Genomic DNA, 17,162 nt, shown 5'->3' on the forward strand with positions numbered 1-17,162 from the left:
TTAATTAGTTTCTATATTTCTCTTTTTGAAGTATTTTTTGTCTTCAAATCGTAAACAAGTTAATTTGCCACCCCAACAACATCCTGTATCAAGCGCATAAATATTCTCAGGAGTCCCTTTTCCATTCAGCGCTGCCCAATGACCAAAAGCTATACTATAATCTGAGGGGATTTTTCTTGGCAGAGCAAACCAAGGTTTAAGTTTTGAGGGTGCTTGATCGGGTTGATTTTTGTAATAAAAATCAAGTCGGCCATCTTCATAGCAATAACGCATTCGCGTTAATGCATTGGCAATATATCGTAATCGATCTAATCCTTGTAGATCCATTGACCATTCATCGGGAAAATTACCATACATTTTGTCAAGGAAAAGGGGATAGGAATCACTGCTTAAAATGACATTTAGATCATGGGCACATTTTTTTAATGTTTCCATATCCCATTGTGGTGATATTCCTGCATGAGTCATAATAAGTTTTAATTTTTCATCTATTTGGACTAGTGGTTGTTTACGTAACCAGTTCATTAATTCATCAAAATCATGTGCATGAATTAATTCATCAAGGTTATCCTTCTTCTTAGGAGGGGTAACATTGGCATAGATTGATAATAGATGTAAATCATGATTACCTAACACTAATCTAATTTTTTCACTATATTGTTTAACAAATCTAATAACTTCCAATGATTTAGGACCTCTAGCAACTAAATCACCAGTTAACCATAACGTATCCGATGACGAAAAACCTGCTTTTTCAAGTAAGCGCATAAATTCATCATAACAACCATGGATATCACCAATTATTAGATTTGCCATAAGTTTACTTCCAAGCGTTTGCCAATAGACAATATTGTTTTACCGTCAGATTTTCCGCACGTAAATTAGGATCAATATCTAATTCAAGCATTTGTTCTGGCGTAAATAAATTACCTAAGCTATTGCGGATAGTTTTACGTCTTTGATTAAATGCTTCTGTAGTAATACGTGAAAGTACTTTGACATCATTAACTAAATAAGGTTTTTGCTTATAAGGTGTTAGTTTCACTACAGCAGAATCAACTTTAGGCGCTGGTTTAAAAGAAGTTGGTGGCACTTCTAAAACAGGGATAATTTGGCAGTAATATTGTGCCATCACACTTAAGCGGCCATAATCTTTACTATTTGGAGCTGCAACTAAACGAGTAACTACCTCTTTTTGTAACATAAAATGCATATCAGCAATAATAGGCGCGTATTCAAATAAATGAAACATTAAGGGCGTCGAAATATTATAAGGTAAATTACCAAATACCCTTAGTTGCTGACCTAATTGCTCGAATAATAGATTAAAATCAAATGTTAATGCATCTTGTTCAATTACACTAATTTTACTTTGTAAAAAAGGATTTTCGACCAATCGACTAGCTAAATCCCTATCAATTTCAATCACAGTTAGATGATCAACATGTTTACTTACAGGTATAGTCAATGCAGCAAGTCCTGGGCCTATTTCAACTAAAGCTTGCCCTTGTTTAGGTTGTATCGCTGCAACAATACTTTCAATTATATAATCATCATGTAAAAAGTTTTGACCAAATCGTTTGCGAGCAAAATGCCCTTGGTGAACACGACTATTCATTCTTTCCTTCACCTGTAATTTTAATATAAGCATCACCTTTAAGTTCTTGAATCCAAACTTGTGCTTCCTCGGCAAATTTTCGGTTAAAAATAAGTCGGTAAGCTTGGTCTTTCTTGACCATATTGGTGCCGTCAGTCTGTCTGGTATCAATTAGTTGAATTAAATGCCAACCGTAAGATGATCTTATTGGTTGACTGATTTCACCTTTTTTTAATTGTAATAATGCACTTTTAAAACCATTATCATAAACTTCAGGTCTATTCCAGCCTAAATTACCGCCATTGTCTTTAGAACCGGTGTCTTCAGAATTCGCTTTTGCCGCCGCTGCGAATGTGGTTGCTCCACTAGTAATGGCTTTACGGATATCAGTTAATTTTTGTTTAGCAACTTGATCGGTAACTAATACGTTAGTTTTAATTAATATATGTCGAGCATTCACTTCTTGAAGAGTAATTTTTTTCGGCGCTTCAGAACGAGTATCATCAACTTTTATTATATGAATTCCAACGCCTGAACGGATAGGTCCAATTACACTACCTTTTGCTGCACGAATCAGACGTTCTTCAAAGATAGTCGGTAGTTCATTGAGTTTTCGCCAACCCATAGAACCACCTTTTAGTGCTAGGTCATCATTAGAATATGATGTGGCTAATTTAGCAAAATTTTCCCCTTTTTTTGCTCGATTAATAATATCCATGGCTTTATTTGTGGCACTGTCAACTTGTTGTTTAGATGCTTTTTCTGGAATAGAAATTAAAATATGACTAATTTTGACATCAATATTGTTGGTTGGTTGATTTGTCATTGTCTTGGTTAATTGTTCTACTTCTCGAGGTGAAACTTTGATTCTTGGTCTAACCTCATGCATACGAGCTTGCTCAATCAACATATCATTATGAATGCGTTCTCGATAAGTACTATAGCTAATTCCCATTGCTGATAATCTACTTCGTAGTTGATCGATTGTCATGCCATTTTCAGCAGCGATACCATCAATTGCACCAGTTATTTCATCATCACTAATAGTAATTTTGGCTTTAGCAGCCCTTTGTAAAATTAAATTTTCAACTATTAACCGATCGATGATTTGTTTTCGGAGCACTTTGTCACTAGGTAAAGTTCTTGGGTCGGCACTAGCTTTAATGGTTTTTAACATATCATTAACGTCACTTTCTAAAATGACATTATTATTAACCACTGCGGCAACTTGCTCTATAACTTTTGGAGCAGCATGAGCAGAAATTGGTGTAAACAGTGCTACGTTAATACTTAAGTTTAATGCGATAAAAAGCTTTAATAATTTCATATTTATTCAACTCATTATTGTTGTGATATTAATTTTATCACTAAAAATTTATTAGTTAGTTTATTCAAATGTTGATATATAAGGTAATTTACCAAAATCTAACATTTTGGCTGTACTATCATTATTATTTCCTAAGCCTTGTAATTCAAAATTAATTGAAAGTTTATTTTTATATTTACTTATATGCGTTGTATTATCCCAATCGGTTAGTTTTCGGCCATATTGCATGGTCACTCCCCAACAACAGTCACTATAATGTAAACCAATAAAGCTATCAGCAATTTGGTCTAACTTAGTATCATAATAATAAGAACCAACAGCATTTATTGTTTCTGATAATGGCCAACTAGCCATAACTCCCGCCTGAGACAAATCTTGTTTATAAAGTTTATCTGATGAACGTTTATACCTTTCGTCTACTGTAGCAATATAATCATGGTTTGCATATCGATAAGATAATCGTATAAATTTATCACTAGTAGGATGATACTCAAAAGTTGTATTGGCTAAAGCAATAGTATCAATCCGAGTGTCATATTGGATGCCACTACGAAAAATAATATCATTACTGATACGCCAAAAATTATCCGTTGCCCATGTAATACTACCAGTATCTGAATTTTTATCTAATTCATTATTATTCTCACTGGTTTTAGATTTAGTGAAATAAGTAATTTGACCAAGAGATAAGTTAAATTTTTCAATCTTATTACTATCATAAAAACGTGTAGTCACTCCTGTAGCGAGTTTATTTGTTGATGCTATACGATCTAGACCACTATAAGACTGTTCTCTAAATAAACCGACATAATCAGCTTGTAAAAAGCTTGAGTCGTAATTATTGATATTGGATTGATTGCGATAGGGGATATAGGTATATTTAATACGAGGTTCAAGTGTTTGATTATAACCATCCATAAACTTAAAATCTCGTTCGAAAATAACTTTACCATCTAGGCTAAATTTAGGTATGAAACGATTCACATTACTATCTAACTTTTTATCTGAACTTTTATTTACCCTATTATATCTTTTAAGATTTTGTTGTTTGTAGTGAGTTGCCATCAAACCTGTTTCAGTTGCTAACGAAGACCATGAATTTGTGACTGTATAATTGAGAGTTGGTTCAATATGAGCTCGCCATGCATTGGGTTTATTTTTGGCTTCGTTTATAAAATGAGACACCTGTGAAAATGTCTTGAATTTTAGTGGACCCAAATCGTAATTATAGTAGGTAATGTCCAATTGAGGTTGAGTTTGGTAAAGATTTTTATAATGAAATTGTTGAAAATGTTTATAACCTAGAGCAATATCCCAATTTTCATTATTATATGCTAATTTATAAAATTGTGTTAAGTATCCAGCTGTTTGAGAAGCGTATTTAGGATTAAGATCAGTTAAATACTGGTTATCACTAACCCGTGTAACATCAGTAAATAAGCGCCAATTATAGTTTATTAATTCATCATTTTTCCAATGGAATAACCATCGATTATTATTATCATCATAATTATTACCATTTAATAATATTTTTCTATCTTCTCGGTATTTTTTATCATGTTGTAACCAGTCAAATGCGATAGTTCCTAATCCTAATTGATTCAAGTATCGGAATTCGGTTTGTAATTGCACACCACGATGTTGGAATACTCTTGGTGTTAATGTTGCATCATAATTTGGTGCAATGTTCCAATAAAAAGGTAAAGCGAAATCAATACCATCGGTACTATCATAATTAAAGGTTGGCATTAATAAACCAGAACGTCTTTTATTGCCGGTAGGTAATTGTAAATAAGGCGAATATAGAACAGGGACTTTACCGATGCTAAATATTGCATTCCAAACTTCAAGTAATTGTTCCTCGTTATCATGAATTACAGTAGTACCTTTAATATTCCAAGTACTATCATCTACCGGACAAGAAGTAAAACTACCATTTTTTAGAATTATATAGCGATTTTTTTCCAATTTCATTTCATCAGCTTTACCTCGTCCAAGCCGATCAACTAAATGATATTCACTAGGATTCATATTTGAATCATTATTATTGAGGTTTATCGCCGCATGATTACCTTTCATTTTTATCAAATTATCTTGATAAGTGATGTTTCCATCCAATATTGCCATACGGTTATTTGCATCTTTAGAATCAATAGTTACTTTATCTGCTAAAACGGTGCGGTTACCCTGTTCAACATACACATCGCCACTATAGATAGCTAAATTAGGATAAATTGCTTCAAATTTATCAGATTCTGCATTAACCGGTAATGAATTTATATCACCGTTTACTATTGGGCGCTCAAATTTTGGTACATTAATAAGACACTGAGGATTGCTCGTTTCGTTTTTAGGTATGCCAATTGCATAGCTAGTACTATCATAATTATACAAAGAAAATGAAACAGCTATAGCAATAAGAGAGAGTGATAATTTTTTCATCAATGATTAGAGTGTAATTATGATTATTTTAATTAAAACATTATAGCGGTTATTTATAAAAGTGCGAATGAAAATTAACGTTTAATACGTCGTTTATTGCTTTTACCAAGTTGTTTAACCATAGATATTTTTCTTTCGGTGGATACATGTTGAAATTCATCCCACCATTTGGCTAAATCTAACAATTCACCTTTTTCAATAGATGATCGCATTTCTAGTAAATCATAAGCGGCACGAAATTTTGGGTGTTCCAAAATCGCAAAGGCGCGTTTTCCCTCACGCTTTTTCATTCTTAATTGTAAGCGCCAAATATCACTCATTACATTTGTTAATCGTTTGGGTATAGCGATAATTCGGCATTGTTCGCTTAATACATCATTAATGGCCATAGAAAAAGAATCATAATACTGTAAACCACTTTCAATACTGTTAATCTGAGTCTGTTCTATAATTGGATACCAAAAAAAGGCAGCGTATAAAAAAGCTGGATTGACACGTTGCTTATTTTCTATTCGATAATCAGTATTTTTTAATACGTGAGCAATAATTTTTTCCAGATTACTATTATTATTTTGTACAAATAAGCGTTCAACCACTGGAAAAAGTTGTTCAAATAGTTGGTACTGTTTTAATAAAATATAAGTGTTGTAACCATGACCAGATTGCAATAATTTTAGAGATTCATCAAAAAGTCGTGCTGATGGAATATTTTTTAATAATGGAGCAAGTTTTTTTATGGGATCTGCCGATGCTTGATCAATTTTCATGTTAAGTTTGGCCGCGAAACGAATTGTTCTTAACATTCTAACCGGATCTTCACGATACCTTGTTTGCGGATCGCCAATTAATCGAATAACACCATTTTTTAGATCTTTTAATCCGCCACAGTAATCACGAATAGTAAAGTCTTTAACATTGTAATAAAGGGCGTTCATTGTGAAGTCACGGCGAATAGCATCTTGTTCAATCGTACCATATACATTGTCACGTAATAGCATGCCAGATTGCGATCGTTTAGAGATATTGGCCTGTTCACTTTGATCATCATGGTCACCACGAAAAGTAGCAACTTCAATTATCTCTTTACCGAACATAATATGGGCGAGGCGAAAACGTCTTCCAATTAATCGACAATTACGAAACACCTTTTGAATTTGTTCAGGAGTAGCATTTGTGGCAATATCAAAGTCCTTAGGTTTTTTACCTAAGAGAAGATCTCTAATACATCCACCAACTAGATAAGCTTCATATCCTTGTTTATTTAAGCGATAAAGAACTTTTAAGGCATTTTCGCTTATATTTTTGCGAGAAATATTATGTTCATTACGAGAAATGCAGACATAGTGTGATTTTTGCTGTTCTTCATGCTGAAACATTTTACGATAAAAGCGAGAAACTTGTTTAAAAATAGCACACCTCAAATTAATAATAGTCTATATAGCAATCTAGCGCGCGATTATATCGTAATTACGGTTAACTTTCCATTTTTCTTAATATGGTTATGGTAAGTAGAATAAAGAGATATAGTTTATAATCATTAAAGATTCTATTTGATTTTTTAAACATAATTATCAACAATAGCAGTTTATATAGTACAATTAATGAAATTAGCCTATTAAGCATCAAGAAATTATGCATAACAACAGATTTTATCTGTATTTAAATAACTAATTAATTTTACTGAATTTGATACTCTTATTTTATAAATGATTTTTATCCGAAAAACAGTAGTTTTTTATATCTATTTATTAGATTTCTGAGTATATAACCATTAACTGATAATTTTTTGGGGACACTATGAATATTCGTGATTTGGAATATTTTGTATCGTTAGCTGAATTTCGGCACTTTCGTAAAGCAGCAGATGCTTGTAATGTTAGTCAACCAACATTAAGTGGTCAAATCAGAAAACTTGAAGACGAATTAGGTGTAATGTTACTTGAGCGAACTAGTCGCAAAGTGTTATTTACCCAAACTGGCATGATGCTTGTTGAGCAAGCCAAAGAAATTTTACGTAATATACAAATTTTAAAAGAGATGGCTAGCCGTCAAGGTGAAGAGATGTCTGGCCCGATGCATATAGGTTTGATTCCTACCATTGCACCCTATTTATTACCGCATGTAATTACGGTATTACATGAATCTTTTCCTCAATTAGAACTTTATTTGCATGAAGCTCAAACAGCAAATATTGTTGCTCAACTTGAGAGTGGAAAACTGGATTGTGCGATTATTGCTCAAGTGAAAGAAACGGCACAATTTATTGAATTACCGTTATTTAATGAACCAATGTTTTTAGCGGTTCCTGCAAATGACGAATTAGCCACTAAACAAACAGTTAAACTTTCTAATTTAAAAGGGCAAAAATTTTTAATGTTAGAAGATGGTCACTGTTTGCGTGAACACGCAATGGGATATTGTTTTCAAGTCGGAATCGATGAAGACAAACAATTTAAAGCAACAAGTTTAGAAACATTGCGTAGTATGATATCTGCTGGACGAGGTATTACCTTATTTCCAGAGTTGGCAGCACCGAATGAGCGTACTCGCGATAATATTTGTTATATTCCTTGTAGTGATCCTATACCGACGCGAAGTATTGCTTTGATTTATCGACCAGGTTCTCCACTAAGAGCTCGTTATGAAACTATAGCTAAAACTATTCGCGATCATATGCCAAAAGTATTTGCAGAAAAAGAGCGATTATTAGGGCAAACAAACTGATAACTTATATTTTTATCATGCTGAATTTTGAAAATGAAAAACATTAAAACCGGTGGTATCAGAGCGCAGCAAAAGGAAAGAACTCGTCGAAGTTTAATTGATGCTGCGTTTAATCAACTTAATGCTGAACAGGGTTTTGCCAGTTTAAGTTTGCGTGAGGTTGCTCGTGAAGCTGGTATTGCCGCCACCTCATTTTATCGACATTTTCGTGATATGGATGAATTAGGTTTAGCGATGGTTGATGAAAGCGGTTTAACGCTTCGCCAATTGTTAAGACAAGCTCGAAAACGTATCGAAAAAGGTGGCAGTGTGCTTCGGACTTCTGTAACCACTTTTATTGAATTTATAGATAAAAACCCTAAAGTATTTCTATTATTGCTGCGTGAAAAAGCCGGAACATCTTCTGATTTTCGATCGGCGATTGCACGTGAAATTCAGCATTTTATCGTCGAGCTTGTTGACTATTTAGATAATGCTAATCAAATGCCACATCATTACAATGAAGCTCAAGCAGAAGCGATGGTTACCATTGCTTTTAATGCTGGTGCTGAAGCGCTTGACTTTGATAGTATTCAGCGTCAAAAATTAATAGAAGATCTTATTTTTCAACTTCGAATGGTTTCTCGAGGAGCCTATTACCTTTATCATAAAGAACAAGTAAAACTTGAAAATTATTGATCATTTCTTTCATTGTATATTTATACCCAAATTATAATTTAGATTTCAATTATAATAAAAAGAACCTTGTTAAGGATAATGTATGGTAAAGCCCCTTTTCTGAGTAATTAATTTATTTATTGTACTTTTTCCTCTTATTTCCAACGCATCAGAACATATTGGTTTCTAGCGAATTCACTATGATATACAAGATGGAAGACCATTAGATATTGCTGTTTGGTATGCAACTAATAATAAGCAAAATTTAATAACTATAGCTGATAATTTTATTTTTTGGAGTTCTGAAGTTATTGCTGATGCAGGACAGGAAATAAAGAGCAGTTAATCTCCATTAATTTTACTTTCACATGGTTATGGTGGCAGTTGGCAAAATTTAAGCTGGTTTGCACATGAATTAGCTGCAAAAGGATATATTGGTGCAGCTCCCAATTATCTGGGAACAACCATATTTGATAAGAATGCTGAGCAGTCAGCTAAACTATGGTTACGTCCGCTGGATTTAAGCAAAACTATTGATGCTCTGGCTGAAGATCAAATACTCACAAATATTATTAATTTTAATCAGATTGTCGCTATAGGCCATTCGTTAGGTAGTTGGTCAATAATTGCACTTTCTGGCGCTAGATTTAATACTGACACTTTCAATGAGGATTGTAAAAAGTATTCATATTTAAAAGGTTGTCATTTGATGTCAGAACTTGGTTTAGCAAATCCAGAACTGAATAAAAGTATGTTAGACCCTAGGATAAAGGCATTCATATCTTTAGATGCGGGTTTGACAAGAGGATTCACCGTAGATAGCTTAGAAAAAATTAAAATTCCTGCTCTTATTATTGGAGCTGGAATAGATATAGATGATACGGATGCCAAACTTGAATCAGGTTATGTACAAGAATTTCTACCAAAATCGTCCTCCAATTATATTATTATTCCAGATGCAATGCATTTCAGTTTTATTCAAATTTGTAAATCCAATGCATTAGATATCTTAAATCAAGAGAAACAAGATGAAAGTATTATTTGTAAAGATGGTGGTTATCGTGCGAGAGGGGAGATACATCGTGAAGTTACCGATCTCATTATTGGTTTTTTATCTAAAACATTCAAAAAATAAAAATTGTCATTAAAAAAACTGCGACTTAAGTCGCAGTTTTTTACATTATTATAAATTTTGTAATACTTTTTCAACACTATCTTTAGCATCACCAAATAACATGTAGCTATTTTCTTTAAAGAATAGTGGGTTTTGCACGCCAGCATAGCCGGTATTCATAGAACGTTTTGAAATAATGACAGTTTTTGCTTTCCAAACTTCTAGAACTGGCATTCCTGCAATAGGGCTATTAGGATCTTCTTCTGCCGCTGGGTTAACTGTATCGTTAGCACCAATTACCCAAACAACATCTGTATCAGGGAAGTCATCATTAATTTCATCCATTTCTAATACAATATCATAAGGGACTTTTGCTTCAGCTAATAATACGTTCATATGGCCAGGTAAACGTCCTGCAACTGGGTGAATACCAAAGCGAACTTCTATACCCATACCACGAAGTTTTTCAGTAATGTTACTTACTGCACCTTGAGCCTGAGCAACGGCCATACCGTAACCAGGTACGATTATTACTGAGCGAGCTTCTTTTAAGGTTTGCGCAACTTCTGCTGGTTGCATTTCACGGTATTCACCTTGTTCTTCTTCTGAAGAGCTTGATGAACTGCCATCACTACCAAAACCACCGGCAATTACGCTGATAAATGAACGATTCATTGCTTTACACATAATGTAAGAAAGAATTGCACCAGAAGAACCCACTAACGCACCAGTTACAATTAGAAGATCGTTTTGTAACATAAAACCTGCCGCCGCTGCCGCCCAACCAGAATAGGAATTAAGCATTGAGATAACAACAGGCATATCCGCACCACCAATTGATGCTACAAGGTGGAAACCAAACACTAATGCAATAATTGTCATGATAAGTAAACAAACTAATGCACCTGCGCCAGTTTGTACATTAATAAATATAAACATCAAGATAACTGATACAACTATTGCAGCTAGATTTAGGTAGTGTTTATATGGGAGAGATAATGGTTTTGAACTAATTTTACCATTTAACTTTCCAAATGCTACAATTGATCCAGAGAAGGTAACTGCACCGATAAATACACCTACAAAAATTTCAACTAAATGAATTGTTACTTCATTCGGTGCAACCATGTGCGGATCTAAGAAACTATTTATACCAACAAGAACGGCCGCCATACCAACAAAACTATGGAGAAGTGCAACTAGTTCTGGCATTTGGGTCATTTCTACTTTTTTAGCTAGATAAAGACCGATAGCGGCACCAATAACCATAGCAATAATGATCCAGTGCAGTCCACCTTTGATACTAGCAACAGCAGCAATAAGTGCTATTGCCATACCAATCATGCCATAAATGTTTCCAGATTTAGCTGATTCTTGATTTGATAGGCCTCGTAAACTAAAGATAAACAGTAATGCAGCAATAACATAAGCTGCTTGAATGATTCCATGACTTAACATTATCAATAATCTCCTTTACTTGCCACGTTGGAACATTTTTAGCATTCTTTGGGTAACAAAGAATCCACCAAAAATATTGATACTAGCAATCAAAATAGCAACGAAGGCAATCGCCGTAGTTAAGCCATTATCATCACCGACTTGCAATATTGCACCGACTAATATAATACCCGATATTGCATTAGTAACTGACATTAACGGTGTATGTAATGAATGAGTTACATTCCATACTACGTAATAACCAACTACACATGATAATGCAAATACGGTAAAGTGACCTAAAAAGCTTTCAGGTACTGAGTTTGCTAACCAGAAATAGGCAATAATAAATAAAGCTAAAATGCCATATTTTTTGGTTGGTGACATTGGTTTAGGTTCAGGTTTAGCCACAGGCTCAACCGCTTTTTTCTGTGGTTGGGCTGAAACTTGAATAGGTGGAGCAGGCCAAGTTATTTCTTTATCTTTAACTACAGTTACACCACGAATCACTACATCATCAAAGTTGATATCAATGTTGCCATCTTTTTCTTTGGCAAGTAGTTTTAATAAATTAACAATGTTAGTGCCATATAATTGTGATGCTTGTGCTGGCATACGGTTCGCTAAATCAGTATAACCAACAATTTTAACATTATTATCAGTTTCGAATACTTCACCAGGTTTAGTTAATTCACAGTTACCGCCAGTTAAGGCTGCTAAATCAACAATAACACTGCCTGGTTTCATCGATTCAACCATCTCTTTGGAGATAAGTTTTGGTGCAGGTTTACCTGGAATTAATGCTGTAGTAATAATGATGTCAACATCTTTCGCTTGTTCAGCAAATAATGCCATTTCTGCTTCAATAAATGCAGCAGACATTTGTTTAGCATAGCCATCACCGGAACCAGCTTCTTCTTCGAAATCTAATTCTAAGAAGTCAGCACCCATACTATTAATTTGTTCTGCAACTTCAGGTCGGGTATCGAATGCACGAACAATAGCACCTAAGCTAACTGCCGCACCAATTGCAGCAAGGCCCGCTACACCCGCACCAATTACCAACACTTTTGCTGGTGGTACTTTACCTGCTGCTGTTACTTGTCCAGTAAAGAAACGACCGAACTGGTTTGCTGCTTCAATAACTGAACGGTAACCAGCAATGTTCGACATTGAACTTAATGCATCAAGTGATTGAGCTCGTGAAATACGAGGTACACAATCCATCGCCATTACAGTGATATTTTTAGTTGCAAGTTTTTCTAAAAGATCTTTATGTTGAGCAGGATAAATATAGCTGATAAGCGTTAATCCCTCTTTCATTAGAGCGATTTCTTCATCAGTTGGCGCATGAAATTTTAAAATAAGATCATTTTGCCAAATATCCTTTGTACTTTGAATAGTGGCTCCAGCATCAATAAAAGCTTGGTCTTCGAAATGAGCAGCATGCCCAGCACCTTGTTCTACTGAAACTGTAAATCCTAGTTTTAACAGTTGTCCAACGGTTTGAGGTGTTGCTGCAACTCTAGCTTCATTGGCTAACCGTTCTTTTGGTATACCGATATGCATTGCGTTACATCCTTATGTTAAGAAAGATTATTCATGTTTTGCGATTTTAGCATAAATTAGCGACAGTGCGAGTAAGGAATTAATTTTTTATTATCAAAATTAGATTATTATTTTTTATGATAACTTGATATAGCGTTATGAGTTATAGCAAAAGTATAGTTGTTTTGCTGATAGTTATTACTAATAGATGTGACAATAATAAAATGAATAATTTTCATTAAATTTTACTATTTTTAAAGCAGTCGAGTCCAACCTATCTTACTTCCGTTTGCTTCTGTTTTATCTCATAAGTTATGATTATTATCACTCTTTTAATGATTTAATCCAGCTATACTTTGATTTAATCATCAAGAGGTTTACTTTATGTTCTTAGAAGAAAGACAAAAAGCTATCTTAGCTTATTTAGATAAACATGAAAGAGGTAGTGTTCAATATTTTTCGGAAATATTTGAAGTATCTAAAGAGACTATTAGAAAAGATCTTTCTACGCTGGCGAAACAATTATTAGTTATTCGTTGTCACGGTGGTGCCATGATAAAAAGGCACAGACTAGTAAGCAATGTTACTGATAAAGAGTGTATTACCTCATTAATGACGAGATATAAAAAACAGAAATTTAAAAAAATAGGAGACAGAATGAACGGTAATGTTTGTATTTTAGGTTCATTTAATGTTGATATTGTTGCGCAAGTAGCAAGATTTCCAAAAGGTGGTGAGTCAATTCTGGCGCAAAAAAGTATGATTGGTCCAGGTGGAAAAGGTGCTAATCAAGCGCTTGCTGCAAGTCATGCCGATGCAAAAGTTCATTTTGTCGCAAAAGTGGGAACTGACCAATTTAGTCAATTTGCTCATGATCATCTTTCTTCATCGAAAATTAACTCATTTACTTTGTATCAATCAGATAAAGAACCTACTGGCAATGCTGTCATTTATGTTTCTGAGGAGAATGGCGAGAATATGATTGCCATCTATCCTGGTGCAAATTTAACAATTACTAATAAAGAAATTGTAATGTTAGAAAGTTATCTTAAACAATCTGATATTCTATTAGTTCAACTTGAAAATAATATTGATGCTGTTTTAAATGCAATGAAATTAGCTAAAGCAATGGGGGTTAAAGTGGTGTTAAACCCGGCGCCTTATTCTAAAGATATTCAGCAGTTATTGTCTTATATCGATATTGTTACTCCGAATGAAACTGAAGCAAGTTTAATGTCAGGAGTTGAAGTTAATGATTTCGATAGTGCTAAGCTTGCAGCAGAAAAAATCTATTCATTAGGGATTCAAACAGTCATTATTACTTTAGGTAGTAAAGGCTCTCTTGTCTATGATGGAAAACATCATCAACATATTAAGCCTTTTTTAGCTGTTCCTGTTGATACAACTGGTGCTGGTGATGCTTTTAATGGCGCTTTTTGTGCTTCATTGGCTAAAGGAGAAACCCTTTATCAAGCAGCAATTTATGCTTCAGCTTTTGCATCTTTAGCCGTTGAGCGCGAAGGTGCATCAAATATGCCATCGCATCAAAATGTGCTTAAACGAATGGCAAATATATAAATTTACTTGAGGAACCGATTTATGATGAATCAGCCAAAAAAAATTATCCTTGATTGCGATCCCGGTCATGATGATGCTATCGCACTTTTATTAGCTCATGGTAATCCAAATATTGAATTGCTAGCGGTAACTACGGTTGTTGGTAACCAAACATTAGAAAAAGTAACTCGCAATGCATTATCTGTTGCACGTATCGCTAATATTACAAATGTACCTTTTGCTGCAGGAGCGGTAAGACCTTTAATTAGAAATGTAGAAGTGGCACCTGATATTCATGGTGACTCTGGACTTGATGGCCCCGTTTTACCTGAACCGGCAATTCAATTAGATAAAAGGCATGCTATTGATTTAATCATTGATACCATTATGTCACATCCCCCTAAAACAGTCACATTGGTCCCAACTGGAGGTTTAACTAATATTGCAATGGCGGTACGTAAAGAGCCGAAAATCGTTGAGCGAGTAAAAGAAGTTGTTTTGATGGGTGGTGGGTATCATGTTGGCAACTGGAGTGCTGTTGCTGAGTTTAATATCAAGATAGATCCAGAAGCAGCTCATATAGTATTTAATGAAAAATGGCCTGTTACTATGGTTGGATTAGATCTTACCCATCAAGCATTAGCTACACCAGAAGTAATTGAAAAAATATCTGCAATAAAAACAAAACCAGCTAAATTTGTTTTGGAAATGCTGGAATTCTTCGGAAAAATGTATAAACAAGCTCAAGGTTTTACTTATCCGCCAGTGCATGACCCTTGCGCTGTTGCTTATGTTATAAATCCTGAATTAATAAAAACTAAACGAGTGCCAGTTGATATTGAATTGACAGGTACATTAACTTTAGGAATGACCGTGGCTGATTTTCGTTTTCCTCCTGATGATAGTTGTCATACTCAGGTTGCAACTGAACTTGATCATACTGGTTTTTGGGATTTAATTGTTGACTCCCTAGAACGAATAGGTGAGGTTAATCTATGATTGAAAAAAGTAAAGGTAAATCCAGTGTATTTACACTGATGATGGCTTTGCTTGCTGCATGTGTTGCTTTCCAACTTAATGCTAGTATGTTAAGCCCTGTATTAGTAACCATAGCAAAAGAGTTAGGAACGAATGATGCTGCTGTTGGGCTATCGCAAACCTCATTTTTCACAGCAGCAGCTTTATTTTCATTATTTTTACCACGATTAAGTGATATAAAAGGGCGAAAAAAAGTCTTAACTGCTATGTTATTAATCATGACATTAGGTACAGTTTTAGCTGCTGTTGCACCAAATATTGAAGTGTTATATGCCGCGCGGATTATTCAAGGTGTCTCAGGACCAGTCGTACCTCTCTGCTTGTTAATGTTAAGTTTTGAAGTAAAAGATGTTAAACAATATGGTATGTTAATGGGAATAATAACAGCAGTAAATGGTGGTATAGCTGGTGTTGATGCGATAGCTGGTGGTCTACTTGCAACTCATTTCGGTTTTCGTTCTGTTTTTTGGGTTATAGCTATAGTGGCTGCAATTTCCACTTTCTTTGTTCATCGTTTTGCCTCTGAATCCAAACCATCGGCAGGCACCAAAATGGATTGGTTAGGTGTTTTGCTAATTGTCTTAACCATAGCTGCGCTATTACTCGCGCTTAATGAAGCGGGTAAACTGGGTAATGCAAATTGGTTGATTGTGGTAGGATTAACACTATTTGCTATCTTATGTTTTATTCTGTTTTGGCATGTAGAAAAAAGAAATAAACAACCCCTTGTTACCACCCATCATTTGAAAAAACGTGCTACATGGGCTTTGTTATTAACAACTACTTTAACCATGACAGGTATTTTCGCCATTGTTAATGGTTTGGTCATGTCAATTGCTCAAAATCATGAGATTGGCTTTGGATTAGAAGCTGATTGGGCTTCACTCATTTTTCTAACTCCTTATGCTTTAATTGGTTGGTTTGTGGGACCATTTTCCGGAAGATTGGCACCAACAATGGGTTATAACAATGTGTTAAAATTAGGTCTTGTGGGCTGTGTTATTGGCATTTTAGTTATTATGTTTTATGGCATTCATTCTCTACCTATTTTATCAGTAGGGGTTATTGTGTTAGGTATTTTCTACGCAGGCATGGCCAATATTATCTTAAATGGCTTAGGTGTTGTTTTATCACCTAGCGAAAACCCAGGTTTTCTACCAGGAATGAATGCTGGTGCATTTAATTTAGGCGCAGGCTTAAGTTTTGCTTTATTACCAGCAATTCAGATGATGAATGGTAGTTCAATTGATGGTTATTTTAATGGCATGTTACTTGGATTAGCGATTACGGTATTAGCTCTAATTTGTAGTTTTCTTATACCTCGTCCAATTAATGCTGAAGTTTAATCAGATGATTAATAGGAAACGGGATATTAATCCCGTTTTTTATATATAAATTAATCTTGTGTCGCTAATTTGTTATTTTTTACTAGCAAGTCAATTTTAATCCAATAACATTTGACCTTTGATTTGGTATAATAGTTGCTTATCCTTTATCATTGGATATTTCTGTTTTATCTAAATTATTAACTACATCAACAATGACAGAAGTACTGGTCAGCAGTTTACCCTCTTTATTTTTAGTAATTGATAAATTGTCATTGCGCTTCAATTCTGTTGGATTTATAGAAGGCACCAGTTGTAGGTTAATATTTTTTTATTTTTTTATCTATAGAAGCCAATTTGATTAAGGGAGTAAAAGTAATTTAAGAAATTGGAATA

At 34.3% G+C, this 17,162-nt stretch carries 14 protein-coding genes; 6 read left to right on the top strand and 8 right to left on the bottom strand.

Annotation, left to right across the window (positions count from 1 at the left end; translation table 11 throughout):
• The 5 genes from apaH to pcnB form a co-directional block, all read right to left on the bottom strand.
• Window positions 1-816: a bis(5'-nucleosyl)-tetraphosphatase (symmetrical) ApaH gene (gene apaH, locus H3S74_RS04595; protein ID WP_198247356.1), complete on the bottom strand. Its 816-nt coding sequence runs from the start codon at window positions 814-816 to the stop codon at window positions 1-3.
• A gap of 4 nt (window positions 817-820) precedes the next feature.
• The gene (gene rsmA, locus H3S74_RS04600) at window positions 821-1,618 is read right to left on the bottom strand and encodes a 16S rRNA (adenine(1518)-N(6)/adenine(1519)-N(6))-dimethyltransferase RsmA (protein WP_198247357.1); all 798 of its coding nucleotides are present in this window, start codon (window positions 1,616-1,618) and stop codon (window positions 821-823) included.
• Window positions 1,611-2,924 (bottom strand): peptidylprolyl isomerase SurA, encoded by a 1,314-nt coding sequence (gene surA, locus H3S74_RS04605; RefSeq protein WP_198200925.1) that lies wholly within the window; start codon window positions 2,922-2,924, stop codon window positions 1,611-1,613. Before surA ends, rsmA begins: the two co-directional genes overlap by 8 nt.
• Window positions 2,925-2,984: 60 nt before the next feature.
• Window positions 2,985-5,366 (bottom strand): LPS assembly protein LptD, encoded by a 2,382-nt coding sequence (gene lptD / locus H3S74_RS04610; RefSeq protein ID WP_198247358.1) that lies wholly within the window; start codon window positions 5,364-5,366, stop codon window positions 2,985-2,987.
• Window positions 5,367-5,440: 74 nt separating this feature from the next.
• Window positions 5,441-6,775 carry a polynucleotide adenylyltransferase PcnB gene (gene pcnB, locus H3S74_RS04615; RefSeq protein WP_370547581.1) on the bottom strand — a complete coding sequence of 445 codons (1,335 nt, stop codon included), beginning with the start codon at window positions 6,773-6,775 and terminating at the stop codon, window positions 5,441-5,443.
• Between the two features lie 388 nt (window positions 6,776-7,163).
• Here pcnB and oxyR point away from each other — a divergent pair, with 388 nt between their 5' ends.
• The 3 genes from oxyR to H3S74_RS04630 all read left to right on the top strand — a co-directional run bounded on the left by oxyR (window position 7,164) and on the right by H3S74_RS04630 (window position 9,882).
• Window positions 7,164-8,090, top strand: coding sequence for a DNA-binding transcriptional regulator OxyR (oxyR, locus tag H3S74_RS04620; RefSeq protein WP_198220981.1), 927 nt, complete (start codon window positions 7,164-7,166; stop codon window positions 8,088-8,090).
• A 33-nt stretch (window positions 8,091-8,123) separates the two neighbouring features.
• Window positions 8,124-8,768, top strand: coding sequence for an HTH-type transcriptional repressor FabR (fabR, locus tag H3S74_RS04625; RefSeq protein ID WP_198247359.1), 645 nt, complete (start codon window positions 8,124-8,126; stop codon window positions 8,766-8,768).
• A 688-nt stretch (window positions 8,769-9,456) separates the two neighbouring features.
• Window positions 9,457-9,882 (top strand): hypothetical protein, encoded by a 426-nt coding sequence (locus tag H3S74_RS04630; RefSeq protein ID WP_198247360.1) that lies wholly within the window; start codon window positions 9,457-9,459, stop codon window positions 9,880-9,882.
• Window positions 9,883-9,930: 48 nt separating this feature from the next.
• Here H3S74_RS04630 and pntB read toward each other — a convergent pair whose 3' ends face one another.
• The gene (pntB, locus tag H3S74_RS04635; protein WP_065650792.1) at window positions 9,931-11,319 is read right to left on the bottom strand and encodes a Re/Si-specific NAD(P)(+) transhydrogenase subunit beta; all 1,389 of its coding nucleotides are present in this window, start codon (window positions 11,317-11,319) and stop codon (window positions 9,931-9,933) included.
• A gap of 15 nt (window positions 11,320-11,334) precedes the next feature.
• The gene (gene pntA / locus H3S74_RS04640) at window positions 11,335-12,867 is read right to left on the bottom strand and encodes a Re/Si-specific NAD(P)(+) transhydrogenase subunit alpha (RefSeq protein WP_198247361.1); all 1,533 of its coding nucleotides are present in this window, start codon (window positions 12,865-12,867) and stop codon (window positions 11,335-11,337) included.
• Window positions 12,868-13,230: 363 nt separating this feature from the next.
• On the opposite strand from pntA, the gene rbsK reads away from it, so the two are divergent.
• Genes rbsK through H3S74_RS04655 form a run of 3 tightly spaced genes read left to right on the top strand, consistent with a single transcriptional unit; the run spans window position 13,231 to window position 16,787 of the window.
• Window positions 13,231-14,424 (top strand): ribokinase, encoded by a 1,194-nt coding sequence (rbsK, locus tag H3S74_RS04645; protein WP_198247362.1) that lies wholly within the window; start codon window positions 13,231-13,233, stop codon window positions 14,422-14,424.
• 24 nt (window positions 14,425-14,448) lie between these two features.
• Window positions 14,449-15,402: a nucleoside hydrolase gene (locus tag H3S74_RS04650; protein WP_370527995.1), complete on the top strand. Its 954-nt coding sequence runs from the start codon at window positions 14,449-14,451 to the stop codon at window positions 15,400-15,402.
• Entirely contained in the window at window positions 15,399-16,787 is a 1,389-nt protein-coding gene (locus tag H3S74_RS04655) for an MFS transporter (RefSeq protein ID WP_198247363.1), read from the top strand. Before H3S74_RS04650 ends, H3S74_RS04655 begins: the two co-directional genes overlap by 4 nt.
• A gap of 139 nt (window positions 16,788-16,926) precedes the next feature.
• Here H3S74_RS04655 and H3S74_RS04660 read toward each other — a convergent pair whose 3' ends face one another.
• Window positions 16,927-17,076 (bottom strand): hypothetical protein, encoded by a 150-nt coding sequence (locus tag H3S74_RS04660; RefSeq protein WP_198247364.1) that lies wholly within the window; start codon window positions 17,074-17,076, stop codon window positions 16,927-16,929.
• Window positions 17,077-17,162 lie beyond the last annotated feature (86 nt).

Origin of the sequence: Gilliamella sp. W8126, assembly GCF_016102185.1 — a bacterium.
GTDB classification, from domain to species: Bacteria; Pseudomonadota; Gammaproteobacteria; order Enterobacterales; family Orbaceae; genus Gilliamella; species Gilliamella apis_A.

Excerpts from the sequence above, each read along its gene's own strand:
- H3S74_RS04630 (WP_198247360.1), top strand. The coding sequence starts at position 9,457 with ATGTCAGAACTTGGTTTAGCAAATCCAGAACTGAATAAAAGTATGTTA.
- oxyR (WP_198220981.1), top strand. The coding sequence starts at position 7,164 with ATGAATATTCGTGATTTGGAATATTTTGTATCGTTAGCTGAATTTCGG.
- pntA (WP_198247361.1), bottom strand. The coding sequence starts at position 12,867 with ATGCATATCGGTATACCAAAAGAACGGTTAGCCAATGAAGCTAGAGTT.
- H3S74_RS04650 (WP_370527995.1), top strand. The coding sequence starts at position 14,449 with ATGAATCAGCCAAAAAAAATTATCCTTGATTGCGATCCCGGTCATGAT.
- surA (WP_198200925.1), bottom strand. The coding sequence starts at position 2,924 with ATGAAATTATTAAAGCTTTTTATCGCATTAAACTTAAGTATTAACGTA.
- rsmA (WP_198247357.1), bottom strand. The coding sequence starts at position 1,618 with ATGAATAGTCGTGTTCACCAAGGGCATTTTGCTCGCAAACGATTTGGT.
- pntB (WP_065650792.1), bottom strand. The coding sequence starts at position 11,319 with ATGTTAAGTCATGGAATCATTCAAGCAGCTTATGTTATTGCTGCATTA.
- rbsK (WP_198247362.1), top strand. The coding sequence starts at position 13,231 with ATGTTCTTAGAAGAAAGACAAAAAGCTATCTTAGCTTATTTAGATAAA.
- fabR (WP_198247359.1), top strand. The coding sequence starts at position 8,124 with ATGAAAAACATTAAAACCGGTGGTATCAGAGCGCAGCAAAAGGAAAGA.
- lptD (WP_198247358.1), bottom strand. The coding sequence starts at position 5,366 with ATGAAAAAATTATCACTCTCTCTTATTGCTATAGCTGTTTCATTTTCT.
- apaH (WP_198247356.1), bottom strand. The coding sequence starts at position 816 with ATGGCAAATCTAATAATTGGTGATATCCATGGTTGTTATGATGAATTT.
- H3S74_RS04655 (WP_198247363.1), top strand. The coding sequence starts at position 15,399 with ATGATTGAAAAAAGTAAAGGTAAATCCAGTGTATTTACACTGATGATG.